At 48.1% G+C, this 21340-nt stretch carries 15 protein-coding genes; 12 read left to right on the top strand and 3 right to left on the bottom strand.

The annotated features are described in order from the left end of the window. Positions 1-61 precede the first annotated feature (61 nt). Genes AACU55_RS19300 through AACU55_RS19290 form a run of 3 tightly spaced genes read right to left on the bottom strand, consistent with a single transcriptional unit; the run spans position 62 to position 5174 of the window. A complete protein-coding gene (locus AACU55_RS19300) occupies positions 62-1027 on the bottom strand; it encodes an acyltransferase (protein WP_134705941.1) in 966 nt (321 codons plus the stop codon). Then, the gene (locus AACU55_RS19295) at positions 1024-4089 is read right to left on the bottom strand and encodes an efflux RND transporter permease subunit (protein ID WP_134705940.1); all 3066 of its coding nucleotides are present in this window, start codon (positions 4087-4089) and stop codon (positions 1024-1026) included. The genes AACU55_RS19300 and AACU55_RS19295 overlap by 4 nt, the downstream gene beginning before the upstream one ends. Further along, positions 4089-5174, bottom strand: coding sequence for an efflux RND transporter periplasmic adaptor subunit (locus AACU55_RS19290; protein ID WP_134705939.1), 1086 nt, complete (start codon positions 5172-5174; stop codon positions 4089-4091). The genes AACU55_RS19295 and AACU55_RS19290 overlap by 1 nt, the downstream gene beginning before the upstream one ends. A gap of 290 nt (positions 5175-5464) precedes the next feature. Here AACU55_RS19290 and AACU55_RS19285 point away from each other — a divergent pair, with 290 nt between their 5' ends. The 12 genes from AACU55_RS19285 (at position 5465) to AACU55_RS19230 (ending at position 21299) form a co-directional block, all read left to right on the top strand. After that, complete coding sequence (locus AACU55_RS19285) at positions 5465-8176, top strand: cation-transporting P-type ATPase (protein ID WP_134705938.1); 2712 nt, start codon at positions 5465-5467, stop codon at positions 8174-8176. 1110 nt (positions 8177-9286) lie between these two features. Then, positions 9287-9760 carry a helix-turn-helix transcriptional regulator gene (locus AACU55_RS19280; protein ID WP_240785649.1) on the top strand — a complete coding sequence of 158 codons (474 nt, stop codon included), beginning with the start codon at positions 9287-9289 and terminating at the stop codon, positions 9758-9760. 74 nt (positions 9761-9834) lie between these two features. Next, positions 9835-10521, top strand: coding sequence for an EAL domain-containing protein (locus AACU55_RS19275; protein ID WP_126124278.1), 687 nt, complete (start codon positions 9835-9837; stop codon positions 10519-10521). A gap of 287 nt (positions 10522-10808) precedes the next feature. Continuing rightward, entirely contained in the window at positions 10809-11024 is a 216-nt protein-coding gene (locus AACU55_RS19270) for a hypothetical protein (RefSeq protein WP_126124277.1), read from the top strand. Between the two features lie 74 nt (positions 11025-11098). Continuing rightward, complete coding sequence (locus AACU55_RS19265; RefSeq protein ID WP_126125123.1) at positions 11099-11755, top strand: YjbF family lipoprotein; 657 nt, start codon at positions 11099-11101, stop codon at positions 11753-11755. Then, positions 11752-12495: a capsule biosynthesis GfcC family protein gene (locus tag AACU55_RS19260; protein ID WP_013576882.1), complete on the top strand. Its 744-nt coding sequence runs from the start codon at positions 11752-11754 to the stop codon at positions 12493-12495. The genes AACU55_RS19265 and AACU55_RS19260 overlap by 4 nt, the downstream gene beginning before the upstream one ends. Further along, on the top strand, positions 12495-14585 hold the full coding sequence (locus tag AACU55_RS19255; RefSeq protein ID WP_165497405.1) for a YjbH domain-containing protein: 2091 nt from the start codon (positions 12495-12497) through the stop codon (positions 14583-14585). The genes AACU55_RS19260 and AACU55_RS19255 overlap by 1 nt, the downstream gene beginning before the upstream one ends. A gap of 170 nt (positions 14586-14755) precedes the next feature. Further along, positions 14756-16186, top strand: a complete 1431-nt coding sequence (gene wbaP, locus AACU55_RS19250) for an undecaprenyl-phosphate galactose phosphotransferase WbaP (protein WP_013576880.1) — start codon at positions 14756-14758, stop codon at positions 16184-16186. A 97-nt stretch (positions 16187-16283) separates the two neighbouring features. Next, positions 16284-17420, top strand: coding sequence for a polysaccharide export protein (locus AACU55_RS19245; protein WP_126125122.1), 1137 nt, complete (start codon positions 16284-16286; stop codon positions 17418-17420). After that, positions 17420-17854: an arsenate reductase/protein-tyrosine-phosphatase family protein gene (locus AACU55_RS19240; RefSeq protein ID WP_277351350.1), complete on the top strand. Its 435-nt coding sequence runs from the start codon at positions 17420-17422 to the stop codon at positions 17852-17854. Before AACU55_RS19245 ends, AACU55_RS19240 begins: the two co-directional genes overlap by 1 nt. Positions 17855-17874: 20 nt before the next feature. After that, the gene (locus AACU55_RS19235; protein WP_134705937.1) at positions 17875-20049 is read left to right on the top strand and encodes a polysaccharide biosynthesis tyrosine autokinase; all 2175 of its coding nucleotides are present in this window, start codon (positions 17875-17877) and stop codon (positions 20047-20049) included. 38 nt (positions 20050-20087) lie between these two features. After that, positions 20088-21299, top strand: coding sequence for a hypothetical protein (locus AACU55_RS19230; protein ID WP_126125120.1), 1212 nt, complete (start codon positions 20088-20090; stop codon positions 21297-21299). Positions 21300-21340: the final 41 nt, after the last annotated feature.

Genomic DNA, 21340 nt, shown 5'->3' with positions numbered 1-21340 from the left:
TCCTTGATAAGGCCCCTCCATTTGCAGGGCTCATATTTGATCCCTGCCTCAGACTGCCTTCTCAAAACGTAATCAGCTTCTTCGTCACGCTATTCTTCAGCAGCAGCATTGAAGACAACACTGAAAGCAGAAAAGTCAGCAGGATGACGAACAGTTTGGCGGTCAGGGAGTTGATCGGGATCCACTGGATTAATAAATTGAAAAAGGTGTAGTGGAGAATATAAACGCCGGTCATGGTTTTCCCCAGCGAACTGACCATTTCACTGACAGGCAACCGCGTGGCGTCCTGTTTCACGCCATTGGCCGCGATAATGATCAATACCACCAGAATATAGACCTGCGATCCGGTCAGAATAAAGCTGTTGCGCTCAAGGTTGAAGATGGAAAAGAAGAAGTGTTTTTCATAATACCAGGTGAAAATATAGACAAAAGGAATGGCGATGGCGGCGATTTTCGCTACCCGCGGGCGACCGTACAGGGCGGAAACCACCGGGTCATATAACAACTGGCCGGTCAGATAATAAAGTACCCAGGTCCAGATGCGGAACTGCGCGGGGGTTGAAAAAGATTTATGTTCAGTGAAATAGATCGCCAGCAGATCATACGCAAAGGAAAAAATCAGCAGGCTGGCGACCAGTGCCGCAAGAATAACCCGTCTTTTAGCCAGCCATTCCACCAGCGGATGAAAGGTGTAAATAATCACCAGCGTAAAGATAAACCACGGCTGAATCAGATAACCTTTCTGGTAAGGCTCCCATAAATAATAAATCGAAAACCAGAAAATGAAGAGGGTTAAGATGCTGCGTATTTTCTTCAGTTGCCATTCTGCCGTGTGCTGTGAACCGGCATCCATATAACCGGTAACCACAAAAAACAGCGGTGTGGCAATGGTGGAAATAAAGGTCAGGAAAGCCAGAATAGTGTCGTAGTTATAATTGTAATTGTCGTAAGTGTTATAAACGGTGAAAAAGGTCACGGCGGTCAGGCAACCGAGCGTTTTAATAATATTCAGTCCCGTGGTGTTCATTGTGTACGTCGTTGCCCTTCACGATGGAAACAGTTGTAAATCACCGGCAGCGCCAGCAGCGTCAGCACGGTGGCAAATCCCAGCCCGAACATGATAACAACCGCCATGCTCTGGAAAAAGACATCAAGCAACAACGGCGCGAGGCCGAGCACGGTGGTAAACGCCGTCAGCAGGATCGGGCGCAGACGCGAAGTGGCCGCGTAGATAATCGCGTCGGTCTGGTTTTTCTCTTTTTTCTGCTGACCAATTTCTTCCACCAGCACGATGCCGTTACGGATTAACATCCCGCTCAGGCTGAGCAGGCCGATCAGCGCCATAAAGCCAAACGGAATACCGGTCAGCAGGAAGCCAAAGGTGACGCCAATCAGAGCCAGCGGCACGGTCAGCCAGATGGCGATGGCGTTTTTCACCGAGCTGAACATCAGTACAGTAATGATAAACATCATCAGGAATCCAACCGGCAGGGTGGTAAACAGCCCCTGCTGCGCCTCGGCGGAGTTTTCCGCGTCGCCGCCCCATTCGATGCTGTAACCGTGCGGTAATTTCAGCGCCTCAACCTGCGGTTTAATACGCGCCAGCATATCGCCGGAGGTTTCACCGCTGGCCGGATCCGGATCGGTCTGTACGGTGAGCACCCGCGAGCGGTCGCGCCGCATGATCAGCGGATCTTCCCATTCAACCTTGAAATCACTGACCACGTTACTCAGCGGGATAAATTGCTGACGCGTCTGGCTCCAGACCATGATATTGGCCATATGATCGACATCCAGCCGCTCCGATGATGGCGGGCGTAAAACAATCGGCATCAGCGTCGAGCCATCGCGGAAAATCCCCACGGTGCTGCCGCTGAAATTCATCTGTAATGCGCTGTCGGTTTCGCCTTTGTCCACACCGAGTTCACGTCCCAGATACGGCGAAAACACCGGGCGAACCATTTTGCTGCGATCCTGCCAGTCGTTACGCACCCCGTCGGCCGCGCCGTCATCGAGGATAATCTTATCCACCTGACTGGCGATATTACGCAACTGGTCGGGATCGGAACCTTTAATCCGCACTTCAATCGCACTGTCACCGGACGGCCCGAACATGATGCGTTTCAGGCTGGCGTTGACTTCAGGATAATGATTGCGGATGTTCTGTTCGGTGCTGTGGGCCAGCGCGGCGATTTTTCGCTGGTCATCCATGCGCACCATAATTTGCGCATAGTTGGAATATTGCCGCTGGCCGTTGTAGGTGAGGATAAAACGCATCCCGCCCTGACCGACGGTGGTGACAGTGTTTTCCACGCCTTCCTGCTTGTTAATATCTTTTTCGATTTCACCGGCGATGCGCGCGGTGTAATTAATGTCCGTGCCGTAGGGCAGCCACAAATCGACGAAGAAAATCGGTGTATTAGAGGAAGGGAAAAAGTTCTGCCGCACGGCACCAAAACCCCACACCGAAGCCATCAGCAGCGCAGCCAGAACGCTGAGCGTGAGGGCCTGATGTGCAAGCAGTGCGGAAAGCATCCGCCGGTAGACGCGAAATATCCTGCCACCGTAAGGGTCAATCTGTTCGTCCGGTTTTTTATCCGCCACTTTCATATTGGCGAAGGCCCATTTCACCAGGACCGGCGTCAGCGTCAGCGCGGTCACCCAACTGAGCATCAGCGAAATCAGCAGCACCTGGAACAGCGATTTACAGTATTCACCGGTCGAATCTTGTGACAGCCCGATGGGCGCAAACGCCAGAATGGCGATCACCGTCGCGCCGAGCAGCGGCAGCGCGGAACGCTTAATGATTTGCGAGATGGCGTTCATCAGCGGGTTACCCTGCTGGCGCGAAATCAGCACGCCTTCCACCACCACAATCGCGTTATCCACCAGCATACTGAGCGCGATAATCAGCGCCCCGAGCGAAATGCGCTGCAGTTCGATGCCGGACAAATACATGATCAGCAGCGTGCCGAGCACGTTCAGCGCCAGCGACACGGCAATAATAATCCCACTGCGTAATCCCATGAAAATCAGCAACACGCCGACCACAATTGCCAGCGCCATCAGGAAGTTAATGATGAAACCATCGACGGATTTCTTCACTTCAGCAGCCTGATCGTAAAACACTTTCAGCTGGATCCCGGCCGGTTTATCGGCTTCAAGCTGATGCATTCTGGCTTCTATCGCCCGGCCAATGTTCATGACATTCACGCCGGGAATATAAGAGACACCAATTGTCAGCGCATTACGGCCATTGGCGTGATAAATATTGCCCGGATGATCGGTGATCCCCTGCGAGATGGTGGCGATATCACGCAGATAAATGCTGTGCGTCGAACCGGCGGGGCTGATCAGCACATTATTCAGCTCGTCAATATTTTCAAAGCCACCGGTCGGATGCAAACGGATCGACTCGCTGCCGACCGTCATGCTGCCCGCATCTGACACCATATTCTGGCGATTCAGCACGTCGGCAAGGCGCGGCAACGTGACGCCATAGGCGGCCATTTTAGCCCGTGAGATCTCAATGTTGACCTGTTCAGGAAGGACGCCGCCAATCGCGACTTTACCCACGCCGGGCACCAGCACCAGTTCACGGCGCAGTTGTTCGGCATATTTACGCAGTTCCGGGTTGCTAAAGTTGTCGCCATAAATCGAGAAAAAATAGCCGTACACATCACCGAAATCATCGTTCACAAACGGCGGGCTGACACCGGGCGGAAACTGCAACGTGGCGTCGTTGACGCGGCGGCGCAGTTCATCCCAGATTTGCGGCAGTTCGGAGGAGTGATAACGGGAATCGATATTGACGGTAATTTGCGATAAGCCGACGGCAGAGATCGAGGAAATATTATCGACGTAAGGCAGGCGTTGCAGGGCATTTTCCAGCGGCAGCGTGACTTCTTCCTCAACCTGCTGGGATGACGCGCCGGGATATTGCACTGCAACCACCGCGGTTTTAATGGTAAACGCCGGGTCTTCCAGCCGCCCGATATTGAACAACGCAATCAGCCCGCCCACGCCGAGCAGCAGGATCACCAGCCAGATGCGCGTCGGATTATTAATGAAGCTTTCGTTAATTCCCATCACAGACCCCGCTCTCTGGTCCAGATGCGAACCGGCTGCTGAGCGTGTAATTCCCCGACGCCCGCCGCCACCACTCTGTCGCCTTTTTGCAGTCCGGCGGTGATTTCAATGCCCTGAGACGTCAGCTCACCGACAGTGACTTTACGGTCTTCGACGTGCAGGGTATCGCCTTCACCGGCCACTACCCAGACGTGTGCGTCATTACGCTGGCTGCTGTCCGGATTAAAAACGGCTTCGACCGGGATAACCAGCGTACTGACCGGCGTTGCCGTGGCGAGATTGGCCGGATTCACCGTGACCGTGCCGCTTAATCCGGCCACCGCCGGGAAGTTTTCCGGACGCGGCATGACCAGCGTCACCTGCCAGGTCAGCGTATTGGCTTCGCTGCTGGCGGTGTGTTCTTTATAGGTTGCGGTGAATTCCCGGTCGGGAAGGTTGTTGATACGCACCCGCGGGCGGTAATCGACATTGCGTACATCCAGGCTGGTAAACAGATTTTCCGGCACGCTGAACACCACATCCAGCACGTCGGAACGGCTTATGGTTGCCACCGGCTGACCGGCGGCAACAACCTGATGATTGCGCACAGACAGCCGCGCAATGACGCCGCTGAACGGTGCTGTGAGGTTCAGATCGTTAAGTTCTTCCTGCGCAATTTTCAGTGCGGCAGCGGCGGAATCCCGGCTGGCTTTATGCACCTCGAGTTCGGCCTGCGACACCACGTTGCGCCGTGCCAGCGTCTGATAACGTTCAAACTGGCGCTGCGCCAGCGTGGCGGCGATCTGACGATCGTTAAGGCGCTGACGGGCATCGTTGTTGGTCAGCCGGGCGAGAATTTGTCCTTGTTTTACCGCTTCGCCTTCGCGGACGTCCAGCGTTTGCAACTGGCCTGCACGTTTGAAAGCAATGTCGGTGTTATCACCGGCTAAAATACGCGCCGGAAAAACGCGGGTGCTGAGCGGGCTGGCGGCTTCTGCCGTCGCAATTTTAACCTGTCGCGGCGGGGAGGGTGTATCCGGGGCTTTCTGGTCACAGGCGCTTATCAGAAATAGGATGAGCAGAGCGGGAGAGAAACGAATGTCCATAATACTTCCCCTCATAAACAACACACGAAATAATAAATTAAGACAGAATATATAAGGACATTTAATGTGCTGTGCCAATATATTATATCTCTGACCTATTCTTATTGAGACTCTGGTTATCTGTTGTTTTTGTTAATCTAATTGTTTTTTCAAAGCCGGGAATTAACACTATTTAACACGGTATATTATAGTTTATACAGCTTTACGTATCTTGCCAGAAATTAACATCACAATTCTTGCATTACCCGCATCATTCATGAACCCTTTCAGGGATCAAGGAGTCAGGCATCATGAATAATCCAGCGCCATATTCCGTGAATAAAACAACAGAAACACTGTGGTATCAGCAAAGCGTAGACGAAAGCCTTACCGGGCTACAGTCCGGGCCTGACGGGCTCTCACCCGAAGACGCGAAAAATAAACTCCACCATTACGGTCCTAACGTCCTGCCGCAAAAAGAAGGTAAATCTCTGTTTATTAAGTTTATCTCGCACTTTAAAGATATTCTTATCTATATATTATTAGCGGCCGCTGTCGTCACGGCCATTATGGGGCACTGGGTTGATACGCTGGTGATATTAGGTGTGGCGGTCATCAATGCCTTAATTGGTTTCATCCAGGAAAATAATGCTGAGAAATCATTGAAAAGCATTCAGAATATGCTTTCCAGTGAAGCGCTGGTATTACGCGGCGGACAACAGGTCACCGTCGGTACCGATGAAATCGTGCCGGGAGATATTGTTCTGCTGCGCCCCGGTGACAAAATCCCTGCCGATTTACGTCTGATTGACGTGCATAACTTACGTGTCGAAGAAGCCATTCTGACCGGCGAATCGACCGTGGTTTCGAAAAAGACCGGGGTGCTGGAAGGTGAGAAATCCATCGGCGACCGCAAAAATCTCGCATTTTCAGGCACCACCGTCAGTTCCGGCACCGCCAGCGGCGTGGTGTTTGCCACCGGCGGCCAGACCGAACTCGGCCATATCAATGAAATGTTGTCCTCCATTGAAGACAACAAAACGCCGCTATTGGTGCAGATAGATAAACTGGGGAAATCCATTTTTGTCATTATTCTGTTCATGATGGTGGCATTGCTGATTTTTGGTTATCTGCTGCGCGACATTCCGTTTGCCGAGCTGTTGCTGTCAGTGATCAGCCTGGCGGTGGCGGCGGTGCCGGAAGGGTTACCGGCGATCATTTCGATTATTCTTTCGCTCGGCGTACAGGCGATGGCACGTTCCAAAGCCATTATCCGCAAGCTGCCCACAGTGGAAACACTGGGCGCGATGTCAGTGATTTGCTCGGATAAAACCGGCACGCTGACCATGAACGAAATGACCGTCAAGGCAGTGATTCTGGCGGATAATGTCTGGACGGTAGAAGGCAACAGTTACGAGCCGATGGGCAGCTTTTCCATTGCCGGTTCGGCGTCGCCGCTGCCTGCGGATTCTTCGCCTTTGCTGACCCAGTTCCTGCGTACGGTAGATATCTGTAACGACAGCACACTGTCGCAGGATGCGCAGGGGCACTGGGGTATTACCGGCGGCCCGACGGAAGGGGCGCTGAAAGTGCTGGCAGCCAAGGCGCATTTGCCAGAATTGCCGTTTAACCTCAGCAGTAAAATCCCGTTCGATTCTCTCTATAAATATATGGCGGTGGCCGGTGAGAAAAACGGCCAGTCGCAGATCATGCTGACCGGCGCACCGGACGTGCTGCTCAAACTGTGTCAGTTCCAGCAGACGCCGGAAGGGGCGGTGCCGCTGGATCACGCTTACTGGGAATCAGCGATCACGCAATATGCCAGTGAAGGATTACGCATAGTCGCAGCGGCCTGGAAGCCGGTCGATCAGCCGGTTGCTGCACTCGATCATCCGGAACTCAGTCACGGCATGGTGCTGATCGGCATTGCGGGCATGATGGATCCGCCGCGGCCGGAAGCGATTGTGGCGATTGGCGAATGCCAGCAGGCGGGGATCCGCGTCAAGATGATCACCGGTGACCATCAGGAAACCGCGATGGCGATCGGTAAAATGCTCGGCATCGGTAACAGCGAGAATTCCATCACCGGCTATGAGCTGGAACATATGGATGATACGCAGCTGAGAACGGCGGCGAAGCAGTTTGATATTTTCGCCCGCACCAGTCCGGAACATAAACTGCGTCTGGTCAAAGCGTTGCAGGATACCGGAGAAATTGTCGGCATGACCGGCGACGGCGTGAATGATGCACCGGCGCTGAAACAGGCCAACGTCGGCATTGCGATGGGGATTAAGGGTACGGAAGTAACCAAAGAATCTGCCGACATGATCCTGGTGGACGACAACTTTGCCACCATCGCCAACGCGGTCAGGGAAGGGCGGCGGGTTTACGACAACCTGAAAAAAACCATCCTGTTTATTATGCCGACCAACCTGGCGCAGGGGCTGCTGATCATTATCGCCATTCTGATGGGCAATCTGCTGCCGTTAACACCCGTGCAAATCCTCTGGATGAACATGGCGACTTCCGCCACGTTGTCCTTCGGGCTGGCATTTGAGAAGGCTGAAAGCCGCGTGATGCGCCGTCCGCCGCGTAACGTCAGCGCACACGTCATGGATAAATACGCCATCTGGCGCGTGGCCTTTGTCGGGCTGCTGATTTCCATCAGCGCCTTCCTGCTGGAAGCCTGGCTGCAGCCGCGCGGTTATGAACCTGAATTCATCCGCACCGTGCTGTTGCAGACGCTGGTTACCGCGCAGTGGGTGTACATGATCAACTGCCGCGATTCGGATAACTTCTCGCTCAGCCGCGGTCTGCTGCACAATAAAGGCATCTGGATTGTCACCCTGGTGCTGTTTGCGTTGCAGGCGATCATTATCTATGTGCCGCTGATGAACACGCTGTTCGGTACGCGTCCGCTGCCGTTCATCTATTGGATCATCGGCCTGATGATCGGTGTGGCGCTGTTTGTGATTGTTGAAATAGAAAAAGTGCTGACCCGCCGCTGGCGCAAAGCGAGTTAAGGCAAGCCCCTGGGATATTTTCCTCTCAGGGGCCTGTATATTACCGCAGAGAAAATACTCACCCGCTCACCTTCCCGCGCTTCAGCAGCCCGCACAAAAAACATCAACCAGCCGAAAGGCTGGTTTTTTATTGCGCATTCACCTCTCTTAATTGTCTGTAAATTCAACATATTGAAAAATTTACTTTTTAATGTTTATCCGAGTTATCTGATAGCCACAATGATTTAAATGCTAATTACCCTGATTTATCTGCACCAATTTACGTTAAAAAGGCATTTTTATAAGAATAGTCTTGGTATTAACAGGTCTGGATAATCAAATAATCATTATTATTTACATGAAAATAAAGAATTAATTCTGTCTTCCCTATGAGTTAGGAATGTTCTTGGGTAAATTAGGGTTTACTGGCCCGGTTAATCGCTATGCATAAATGTGTATAAAAGAGCAATAGGTTAGTTTTTTTGAGCGGTTTTTCAGATAATGACTCAATAATGAAATTTGAATGTTTAGTTTTCGTAAAAAGCAAAATCTGAAATCACACTTAAAAAAGTGAAAAATCCTGTTTTAAAACAAAAATGCAGACAGTTAAGTGTGTTAATGGAGTTGTTTAAATGAGAGAGATTCCTACTGAGATTGTTCTTAGATTTTGGGGGCGCTTAACCTTAAAAGCGTCGTATACGTCACATTTTGATTACTAATTAGGAATAATTGTAAGAATGCGCCTAGAAAACAGGCATGCATTTAACGATAAGAAAGTGTAAATCGATCGGTCAAACCTATTGTTAGGTCTTATTATGAGCGAGAAAAACGATTTGAAGAGTTTCGGCTGCGTATTACTCTACGTACAGATACTGAAAAGTTTTAAATATGATTTAGAGCGGATCTAAACATTCTTTTTTCTTATCTCTTTCTGAGAGTGCTTTATTCTTCCCCGGATTAACGAGGCAGAATTTGAGCGTTTTTAAAACCACATAATTAGGCGGCCCAATGCCTCGGGTAATAATCTGGAGTGAGTGCCAATTTACTAAGTTGGCGTTGAAAGAAATAATCTCCAAGAAGCTGCCTTACGTAGACAATGTCATCTCATTTGACCAGAATGAAGGGATGAATTTGTTTGCGAAAGATTACTTGATCATCGATCCTTCAGGCGGTGGCTTCCACAGGTGTTATGAGTTTTTAAGAGAAAATCTGAATATATTGGACCCGGAGAGAATTTTGATTGTGTCTTCAGCGGTTGATATGTTAATGCTCGAGCTTTTACTGAAAAAGGAGTTTAAATTCCTTAAAAAGAAGAGTGGTCTGGCTGATGTTGAGAGATCCATTGAGCAATTCATACAACTTCAGGGCAGCGCGATTAACAAGGAAGAATTCAATTATAATATTACCAAAATGGAAGAAAAAGTTTTGGTGATGATGATGTCTGGTCTGTCTGTCACCAGCATTTCAAATATTTTAAAGCTCAGTGTTAAAACGATTAGTGTTCATAAATGCAACTCATTAAGAAAAATAGGCGTTGATGCCAGCAGCAGTTCAGCTTTGTTCTTTTTGCACAAACACGCCGTGGGTAACAGAATTGTCAGATAACAAAAATATTTTTTAAGCTGACCTTGCACCGTGCAGGTACGCGCCAGACGTTGCTATTTTTTCAGGGGTATGAAATGCGATCACTCAAAAGAAGTCATCCTGGCTTCCTGTATGAACCCATTGTGTCCGTCTCGGGAGTGATACTTGGTTTTGAGCTGGTTAAGAAAAAGAACATAAAGGAAAGCAACGAGTATTCAGAGGATTACGCATTACCTCTTTCTGCTGAAGAGAAGGTGAAGGACTTCTTTGAGCAGGTCACCACAGCGTGTGTGAATGAAAGTATCTTTATCGCTAACGGCTTTTTATTGTCGATCAATATTGACTATGAGATTGCGGTGCATATTGCCAGCAATCAGGCGATACAAAAGGTTTTACAGCAGCACAAATATATAAGACTGGAGGTAAGTGAGGATTTTCACGAATTCAATGCCGGCCAGGAACGCCCTGTGCTTCAGTCTTTAGCTGCATGCTGCCCTTTATGGCTGGATAATTTTGGCGCAGGTAACACCAGTCTTACGCTGGTGATGAGCGAAAAGTTTGAATATATTAAAATCAGTAAGACCTTTTTTTGGCAACACCAGGGAACTCAATCTCTAAGAAAAGTGATCGCCCATCTCAGGCCCTATTGCCGTGGCATTATTATCAATGGTGTCGAGAATTCGCAGCATATTGAGTACTTAAGCGGCAGTGATATTCTTGCTATGCAAGGTGCGTTATGGCTGCCTTATAGTCAGGATGAATTAATACAGTCATTTTTTTGAAAAAATGACTTTTAAAATAACGCTGTAATAAGCACGAATAGCTAATTGCTGTGGTTGTTTTAAATGTACTTGAACCTATCGCCTGACTTATTTTTGGCGAGGGGAACCTGTGCGAATTATTACCGGAATTATCGTTTGGCAAATTGGTGGCCGTAAACCAGGGGCGGTAGCATAGCTAAAATATATACCGGTCTTAAATTGTACAATAATTATTTTCTATTGATATACTCAAAGGGCCCATTGGTTATTGGGTGAACAATTCGTTTGTCAATTGAAGAGGAGTAATTATGAGAAAACTCATGTTTTCTGTTATTGCCCTGATGCTGCTGCCGCTATATTCGCAGACAACATCTGCTGCTGAACTCAGCTCAGGGGCAACAGTGGCGGCAGTGGTCGGTACCAGCGGCGCAATATTAGCCGCTGGTCTGATTGCTGTAGGTAACGATGATAGTGATGGTAACAGCAACACCAATACCTCAACTACCACCACAACCTCACGCTAATAATTCACTTAATTATAACCACACATCCGTGTGGTTATTTTCCCACATGATAATAATGATATAGGGAATCACTTGTGCGCTATTCCTTATTGTTCCTTTGCCTCTTGTTACAAGCATGTACCCCCTCGCAAAACAGTCTGGTTGATACTTTTAAAGTTGCCGTTAAAGGGACACAGGATGTTGTGGTACCACCCCAAAGAATTGCCGCTATTCCTTACGGCAGCATTTATCTAAAACTGCCCACATCTGCACAAATCTTTGTGGTCGGTTATCTCCAGGATGGCTTTGAAAAATGGAGTACCGGCGACCAGGTCGTATTTATTACCCAAAATGGTCGCCTGGTCCGGTCGGCCGGTTATTCGCAAGGGGATCTGCTGGAAGTCACCAATCTGCAACAAGACCCGCTGTTGCATGCAGCAAATTTGCGTGAAGGGGCGGGCTGGACACGTCTGATGCGCTGGACGGAGAACCGGCAGCCATTGTCATCCGTTGTAACATCCCGTTTCAGCCGTCAGGACGACGAAACCCTGACACTTCCCGGGAGAGTCGTCGCCTGTCAGGTGTGGCGCGAGGATGTGACGCTTGAGGCCACGGGTGACCGCTGGCAAAACACTTTCTGGGTAGATCCGCACAGCGGATTGGTGCTCAAGAGCAATCAGAGGTTGGGAGCAGATATGCCGGTGAGTATGACGTTGCTCAAACCTGCCAATGCGGGGATCCCACCAGCATGAAAATAAAAACGCTTTTATTCATTTTTAGCGCTTTGCCGGGGATGGCATTTTCCGAGGGCAACGTGGCCGTTTACACCAGCGCCTCTCAGGGGCAGCCTGCCCAGGTACTCAGCCATATTAAAGATATGCGCCAGATGATGGCGGAGTCCGATCTGATCCGCCAATCCTGGTCGCCCGGCACCGTGATTGCTGTGCCTGCCGCAACGCCTGAGGCGCAGCAACAGTATCTGTCCATGCAGAACCAGCTCAAGGCCTGGCGTGCCACGGAGAGTGGCGATACGCAGCAGACCATTAACCGCGTCATTCAGCAGTTGCAGGGGTTGCAGGTTACCGGTCGTCAGTTTACCCCGATGGATGCGGATTTGATCCTCAACAACAATGCCGCTAACCGCCAGTTACAGGGGGATTATCGCGTCTATACCGCAACGCGTCCCAACAGCGTGTTGTTGCTGGGTGCGGTGAGTGGTGCGGGAAAACAGCCGTGGGTTGCAGGTCGTACGATTCGTGAATATCTCGCAGACCATCAATTTCTTTCTGGTGCCAATCTGAATGAAGCCGTGGTGATTGATCCCAATGGAACCATCCGGGTCGTGCCGGTCGCGTACTGGAATTATCGCCACGCTGAAGCCCAGCCGGGCAGTATCATTTGGGTCGGTTTTTCTGACTGGACGCTGCCGCGCCAGTTTAAAAACCTTAATCAGCACATCGTCTCTGTTTTGGCGCACCGGATCCCTGAATGATGAAACCAAAATATCTTCTCAGCCTGCTTGCTGTGTCCGTGGTTTACGCTAATTCCGTCCGGGCGCAAACGTATGATGAACCCCTTGGTCCTTCACAGTCCGATTTCGGCGGCGCGGGACTTTTACAAACACCGACGGCGCGGGTCCCGAAAGAAGGGGAGTTCAGTGCCAACTACCGCGATAATGATGCCTACCGTTTTTATTCGGTCTCGATGGCGTTGTTTCCCTGGCTGGAGACCACGTTGCGTTATACCGACGTGCGTGACCGGCTTTACAGTAGTGATCCAAACTTCAGCGGCAATCAAACCTATAAAGACAAGTCTTTCGATGTGAAATTAAGGCTGTGGGAAGAGGGCTACTATCTTCCGCAGGTTGCGTTGGGCAAGCGCGATATCGGCGGCACGGGGTTGTTTGACAGTGAATATCTGGTCGCCAGTAAAGCGGCCGGACCGCTAGATTTCACGCTGGGGATAGGCTGGGGTTATATCGGCAACAGCGGCAATATCACGAACCCTTTCTGCAAAGCCAGCGATAAATATTGTACCCGCGCGCAAAGCCATTCCACCGGCGATATTTCACTCAATGATATGTTCCGCGGCCCTGCGGGGGTATTCGGCGGCGTGGAGTATCAGACCCCCTGGCAGCCGTTGCGCCTGAAGATGGAATACGATGGTAATAACTACCGCGATGATTTTGCCGGGGCACTAAAACAGAACAGTAAGTTTAACTTCGGTGCTGTTTATCGCCTGGCAAGCTGGATGGATGTCAACGCCAGCTACGAGCGTGGCAATACCTTTATGTTCGGGTTTACCCTGCGCAGTAACATGAACGATTGGGTTCCTCATCAGATTGATGATCCGGTTCCTGCCTATCAGCCGCAGCCGCAAAGTGCGGGAATGGTTAATTACAGCGTCGCGACCGGGCAACTGGCTCAGCTGAAAGGCAATGCCGGGTTTAGCGAACCGCGTATCGACATCCGTGACGACACCCTCAACGTTACGGGTCAGCAGGATAAATATCGCAATACGTCCAAAGGCGTAGAGCGTGCCAATCTCATCATGCTGAATAATCTGCCGGAGAATGTCGACACACTGGATGTTACCCAAAACCGCTTTGGTATGCCGATGGTCACCACACGTACCCGCGTGGCGAGCCTGCGTCAGCAGCAACAGGGTTATCCGCTGGGGCAGGAACAGTCCCTGAACCAGCAACGGATTGAACCGGTCACAGACGTCGGTCAGGGATTCTTTATCGGCAAGGACCGGTTTAATTACAGCCTGTCGCCGGTATTAAGACAATCTGTCGGCGGCCCTGAAAACTTTTATATGTATCAGATCGGGGTGCTGGCGGATGCCAACTACTGGCTGACAGATCACCTGCTTGTCGATGGCGGCGTGTTTGGCAACGTTGCCAATAACTACGATAAGTTCCGCTATGACGGCGTCAGTAATGACTCTTCTCTGCCACGCGTACGAACGCATATCCGTGAATACGTTCAGAACGATGTCTATGTGAATAACCTGCAAGCCAACTACTTCCGTTATCTGGGCAACGGTTTCTACGGACAGCTTTATGGCGGTTATCTGGAGATGATGTACGGCGGCGTCGGGGGCGAAGTGCTCTACCGGCCACTGGATTCTGACTGGGCACTGGGTATTGATGCTAACTATGTCAAACAGCGCGACTGGGACGACATGATGCGTTTTACCGATTACAAAGCCGCGACCGGCAACCTGACAGCCTACTGGCGGCCGGCATTTATGGATGATGTGCTGGTGAAAATGAGTGTCGGGCAATATCTGGCTAAAGACAAAGGCGGCACGTTGGATCTCTCCAAACGCTTTGACAGCGGTGTCACCGTGGGAGCCTATGCGACGCTGACGAATGTCTCTAAACAGGAATACGGTGAAGGCTCCTTTACTAAAGGCTTCTACATCTCTGTTCCGCTGGACTTGCTGACGGTCAAACCGACACGCAGTACACCAACCGTCAGCTGGACACCACTGACGCGTGATGGTGGCCAGATGCTGGGCAGACAGTACGGCTTGTACGGTATTACTTCAGACAGAGATTCGCCGCAGTTGCCTTAATGAAAGGTTGTGCCTGACTGCAACAGTCAGGCACCTACAAAATGACTTATTTATTATTTTTCTGATATGTCAGCATGTCAGGAGACAGTTAATGAAGTCCATTATTATAAGCCTATTAACCTGATGTCCTCAGGTAATAATTATTTTTTGATACTTGTTGTGAGGGAAATATGACATTTCTCACCAGAAATTTTTACTCAAGCCTGTTTCTTGCTCTTTCGGATTTCGTCAGTTTTACCCTGTCGATTTATGTCGCTAAAATATTATTGAGCTTCATGCTCAAAGAGTTTGATGACTATATTCCCGCTCAACATGTTACTGCCCTGGTTTTATTACACTGGACGCTGGCATTTTGTTGTGTTGGCTGGTTCTCCATGCGCTTGCGGCATTATTACTACCGCAAAACCTTCTGGTTTGAACTGAAAGAAATTTTACGCACGCTGGTCATTTTTGCCGTTATTGAGATCGCGGTGATGGCTTTCGCGGAGTGGAATTTTTCCCGCTATATGTGGATCCTCACCTGGCTGTTGGTGCTGATATTTGTACCTTGTGCCCGCATGATGACTAAGCGTGTATTAACGGTTCTGGGTATCTGGCAACGCGATGCCATTATTATTGGTACCGGTAAAAATGCTCACGAGGCTTACAAAGCGATTCAAAGCGAAAAGAATCTCGGGCTGAACGTCACCGGATTTATTTCCAGCGAACTGACTGACAAGCCGGGGGACAGCATTGATGGCATTCCGATCATATTCTGCGATGACCTGTGGTTATTAACCCCGTGCGACAAGAAAACCCAGTTTATTGTCGCCGTGGAAGCACACCAGAGCGATATCCGTAACTACTGGCTGCGGGTGTTTATGATCCACGGTTACCGTTATGTCTCGGTGATCCCGACCCTGCGCGGCATGCCGCTCGACAGTACGGATATGTCGTTTATTTTCAGCCACGAAGTGATGATCTTACGTGTTCATCAGAACCTGGCGAAATGGTCATCACGCTTCCTGAAACGTGCTTTCGATATTGTGGCTTCACTGGGGATTATTGCCATATTGTCTCCGCTGCTGCTGTATATCAGCTTCAAAGTGAGGAAAGATGGCGGCCCGGCAATTTATGGCCATGAGCGTATTGGTAAAGGCGGCCGTCCTTTCAAATGTCTTAAATTCCGCTCAATGGTAATTAATTCCAAGGAAGTGCTTGAGGAATTGCTGGCAAATAACCCGGAAGCACGCGCTGAGTGGGATGAGACATTTAAGCTGAAAAACGATCCACGTATTACGCGCATCGGGCATTTATTGCGTAAAACCAGCATGGATGAATTGCCGCAGTTATTTAATGTATTAAAAGGAGAGATGAGCCTTGTTGGTCCGAGGCCTATTATTAACGCTGAACTGGAGCGTTACAGTGATGAGGTGGATTATTACTTGCTGAGCAAACCGGGAATGACCGGATTATGGCAGGTGAGTGGTCGCAGTGATGTGGATTACGAGACCCGCGTCTATCTTGACGCCTGGTATGTAAAAAACTGGTCGATGTGGAATGACATTGCCATCTTATTTAAAACAGTAAGTGTTGTGCTTAGAAAAGACGGTGCTTATTAACAGTCATTTAAATAATGCATCACCCTCATGTATTGGCTGCTAGTTATTAGCGTCATGGCCAACATCAATTTCTGTTGAACCACATGATATGGATTTTATGAAAAATAAAACGTTTAAGATTTCTGCATTATTCGGGGCTTTGTTACTGAGCGGATGTACGGTTATTCCAGGGCAGTCGTTAAGTACCACGGACAAAGATGTTGTTCAACCTACTGATAGCAATTATGACATTGATAAATTAGTGAACGTGTATCCGATGACGCCCGGCCTGATCGATCAGCTGCGCCCTGACAGCGTTCAGGCACGGCCAAATCCTCAGCTGGATATACAACTGCAAAACTACCAATACCGTATTGGGGTTGGTGATGTGCTGATGGTTACCGTCTGGGATCACCCGGAACTGACCACCCCGGCAGGCCAGTACCGCAGTGCCAGTGATACCGGTAACTGGGTTAATGCCGACGGGACAATTTTCTATCCTTATATCGGGAAACTGAAGGTCACCGGAAAAACTGTCAGTGAAGTACGTCAGGAGATCAGTAGCCGCCTGGCAACGTACATTGAAAGTCCGCAGGTTGACGTCAGCATTGCGGCGTTCCGTTCGCAGAAAATTTATACCACCGGTGAAGTCATCAAGTCCGGACAACAGCCTATTACCAATATTCCGCTTACCGTGATTGATGCGATTAATGCCGCAGGGGGCTTAGCACCTGATGCTGACTGGCGTAACGTGGTGCTCAATCACAACGGTCAGGATACACAGATTTCTCTTCAGGCCCTGATGCAGAAAGGTGACCTCACACAGAACCGCTTGCTTTACCCTGGCGATATTCTGTTTGTACCACGAAATGATGACCTGAAAGTGTTTGTGATGGGTGAAGTCACCAAACAGAGCACGTTGAAAATGGACCGGAGCGGGATGACTCTCGCCGAGGCATTAGGCAACTCAGACGGGATTGCTCAAAGTATGGCAGATGCTTCCGGGATATTTGTTATTCGTCCGCTGAAGGGAAGCCAGAAAGGTAAAATCGCCAATATTTATCAGCTGAATGCCAAAGATGCCTCTTCTATGGTGATGAGTACCGAATTCCAGCTTCAGCCTTACGATATTGTTTATGTCACCACTGCGCCGATTGTTCGCTGGAATCGTGTCATTTCGCAGATTGTCCCGACCATTACGGGAGTGCATGACATGATTGAAGCGGGACGCTTTGTACGGCAATGGAATCCATAATGTTTGACTCAATATTAATTGTCTGTACCGGAAATATATGTCGTTCTCCGATTGCCGAGAGACTGCTGAGGCGATTATTACCGGACAAGAAAATAGACTCGGCTGGAATGGCTGCTTTGGTTGGTCACTCTGCAGATGAGGGGGCGATTGTGGCAGCAGGGAAACATCAGCTGTTACTTGATAACCACCGGGCGACTCAATTTACTTCCGCGCTCGGGCGCCAGTATGACCTTATTTTGGTAATGGAAAAATTCCACCAAGAGCAGATTAGTCGTATCTCCCCTGAAGCTCGCGGGAAGATAATGTTGCTGGGCCATTGGCTCGGACAGAGGGAGATTCCGGATCCTTACCGTAAGAGTCAGGAAGCATTTGAGTCTGTTTACCGATTAATTGATCAGGCGTGTCAGTCCTGGTTGCAAAAGCTGAACGGATAACTTCATCAGGGAAACTACGTATGCCTCCAGTAATTTCGAAAACCCCCGCTTCACCAGATTCAGACGAAATCGACCTGGGTCGTTTGATTGGTGAAATCATTGACCACCGTAAACTTATTATTATCATCACATCCGTATTTACGGTGCTGGCTATTATATATGTTCTTTTTGCCACGCCTATTTATCAGGCTGATGCATTGATCCAGGTGGAACAGAAACAAGGGAATGCGATTCTTGAAAGTTTGAGCCAGGTGTTACCTGATTCTCAGCCGCAATCCGCGCCGGAAATTGCTTTATTACAGTCACGGATGATTTTAGGCAAAACAGTAGATGACCTGAATCTGCAAGCGTTGCTAAAACAAAAGTATTTTCCGGTGTTTGGACGTGGATGGGCGAGAATGACAGGAGATGTGCCCGGTAAACTTTCGATTGGTCGCTTGTATTTACCCGCAACTAGCGGTGATATACCAAAAATCACGATTAAGGTCATTGATAATAACAATTATCTGGTTGAAGGTGATGGTTTTGAAATCAAAGGAACAGTTGGAAATCTTCTTAATGAGAAAGGGGTTTCCTTATTGGTAAATGATATTCAAAGCGCACCAGGCACCCAGTTTGATGTATATTATCGGACTCGGCTACGAGCAATTAATGATTTACTCGATGCTTTTAGCGTAAATGATCAGGGTAAGGACACGGGTATTCTGAATCTTTCGCTGAATGGTGATAATCAGGAACTTATTGCAGCCACACTGAACAGCATTAGCCAAAATTACCTCGATCAAAATATTGCGCGTCAGGCTGCTCAGGATGCCAAAAGCCTTGATTTTCTTGAACGCCAACTTCCTCAGGTGCGTACTGACCTTAATACATCAGAAGATGCATTGAATGCCTATCGCAGGCAGAAAGACTCGGTAGACCTGTCTCTTGAGGCAAAATCTGTGCTGGATCAAATCGTCAACGTCGAAAGTCAGTTAAATGAACTGACTTTCCGTGAAGCGGAAATTTCGCAGCTCTACACTAAAGACCACCCTACATATAAAGCGCTTCTTGAGAAACGTCAGACATTGCTTAAAGAGAGGGATCGGCTAAATAAAAGTGTTTCCGCCATGCCAGGGACACAACAAGAAGTGGCCAGATTGAGCCGGGATGCAGAATCCAACCGTGCAATTTATATGCAGTTACTTAATCGTCAGCAGGAATTGAGTATTGCAAAATCCAGTGCAATAGGAAATGTGAGGATAATTGACTCAGCCGTCACTGAACCTAAAGCGGTGAAGCCTAAAAAGGTATTGATTGTATTAATTGGTCTTATTCTTGGGGCGCTGACTTCTATTAGTCTGGTATTCTTGCGCGTATTCCTGCGAAAAGGTATTGATTCACCGGAGCAACTGGAAGAAAAGGGAATCAATGTTTATGCAAGCATACCGTTATCAGAATGGCTGACTAAGAAAGGTAAATTCGGTAAAAACCAATCGTCTAAAACGAAGCGAAGCGGACCACAAACCAACTTTCTTGCGGTGGAGAACTCAGCCGACCTCGCTATAGAAGCTATACGCAGTTTGCGTACGAGCTTGCATTTCGCGATGATGGAGGCGAAAAATAACGTCCTTATGATATCAGGACCGAGCCAGAGTGCTGGTAAAACATTTATAAGCAGTAATCTGGCTGCGGTAATTTCTCAAGCTAATAAAAAAGTTCTTTTAATTGATGCAGACATGCGAAGAGGCTATTCTCATAAACTCTTCAAGGTCGGTTTGGAGAACGGACTTTCAGCTATTTTATCCGGGAAAATCAATCAGGAATCAGCGCCTGTAAACATACCTGCAGTGGGTATCGATTTTATATCCCGTGGGGAATCACCACCGAATCCTGCTGAACTCTTGATGCATCCGCGTTTCGAAACACTGATTAACTGGGCTTCGAAAAATTATGACCTCGTAATTGTGGATACACCACCCATTCTGGCAGTTACAGACGCCGCTATTATAGGCCGTTATGTGGGAACAACATTATTAGTAGCCCGATTTGAGATGAATACCGTCAAAGAGGTTGAGGTCAGCATCAGGCGCTTTGAGCAAAGCGGTATTGTGGTTAAAGGTTGCATCATCAACAGTGTCATTAAAAAAGCCAGCAGTTACTATGGCTATGGATATACAAACTACGATTACTCTTATTCAGCGAAAAATGACTAACTCTCTCATTTATCAGTCAATAAATAACTGGATACGATATGAATATCGAAAGAATTGCATTTCCAACATTTATCTTATTTGTGTTTGTGAAGGCTTTCTCTGGTCCAATAGGTATGATTGCCCCATTCGTTAACTATAGTGCAGTAGCAGTAATGCTACTGCTACTAGTCTACAGATGGGTAAGGAATCTATTTATGATTCCTTCTCTTATAATAATTACTTGTTTTTTCGTTTTCTATATCATACTTGGAACACTAAACGGCGGGTTGATTCAGGCTATGTTTGGGGTTTATATATTTATCCCATTCATGTTCAGTCTTGCTTATTCAGCAGAGATATTTGAAAAGCTACTTCACTCATCTCAACGGTTTTTTTTGTTTTTCGGTATCACATGCATATTAGGCGTCTTATATGTCAATGCATTTGGTGCTCCATGGTTGGGCAGTGTCATGGATATTGGTGGTTATTCAAAGGTGCTATCGCGGGACTGGACCGCAGGAGGCGCTCTAAGAAATCCAGGATTTACCGGGGCATCATTTGATGCTGCAACACTAATGTTGATTAGTTTCTTTTTTATTTTGTATCATTTGAGAAGTAAAAAAAAATGGATTAGTTATATATTGGTTTCTGTGATTCCGTTGTACCCTATTTATCTGACTACTACTAAAACTACTATCCTAATCTATATTATTGTTTCAGTAGTAATGATTCTACCTGCAATTGTAGTAATGACGTTTTCAAAAATATCAATAATATTCAGTGTGCTATTTTCTTATTACTATATGCTACCGAGCGCTAACCAAGTTAAGTATGATAAAACTAATACGTTCTTACAAAGGATGTATGAAACTTGGCCGGATGCAATGGGATTATTGAAAGATAATTATTCTTTCCTAATAGGTAAAGGTATCGGAAATATAGGCACTCCTTCATTGTTATTCTCTCCACAGAGTTATAATCCTGCTGATAATGCAATAGTGTATTTATATGTTATTGGTGGGGCAATTAGTGTTGTCTTCATTTTTATTTTTTTGATGAGATTTGTATTTTCTAGTTTTCATGATAGATCTTCAGGGATGATATATTATTCATTTGCTTTTTGTATATTTACAGGTGGTGTCACTTATAATCTCTTTGAATCTGTTTTTTATGCACCTTTTGCTGGCGTACTTGTTGGTGTGATATTTAACCGGGGTTTTTGTACAATGCGTAAATATGGATTGTATAAAGAGTCAGTTACAAATAATTAGTAATAACGTTTAATGTATTAGTAAAATATATGAGATAAGGA

It is taken from the genome of Rahnella sp. CJA17(1/100), from assembly GCF_963881615.1.
GTDB classification, from domain to species: domain Bacteria; phylum Pseudomonadota; class Gammaproteobacteria; order Enterobacterales; family Enterobacteriaceae; genus Rahnella; species Rahnella aceris.
Note: the sequence above shows the minus strand (reverse complement) of the source record. Positions and strands in the feature narration are given on the sequence as shown.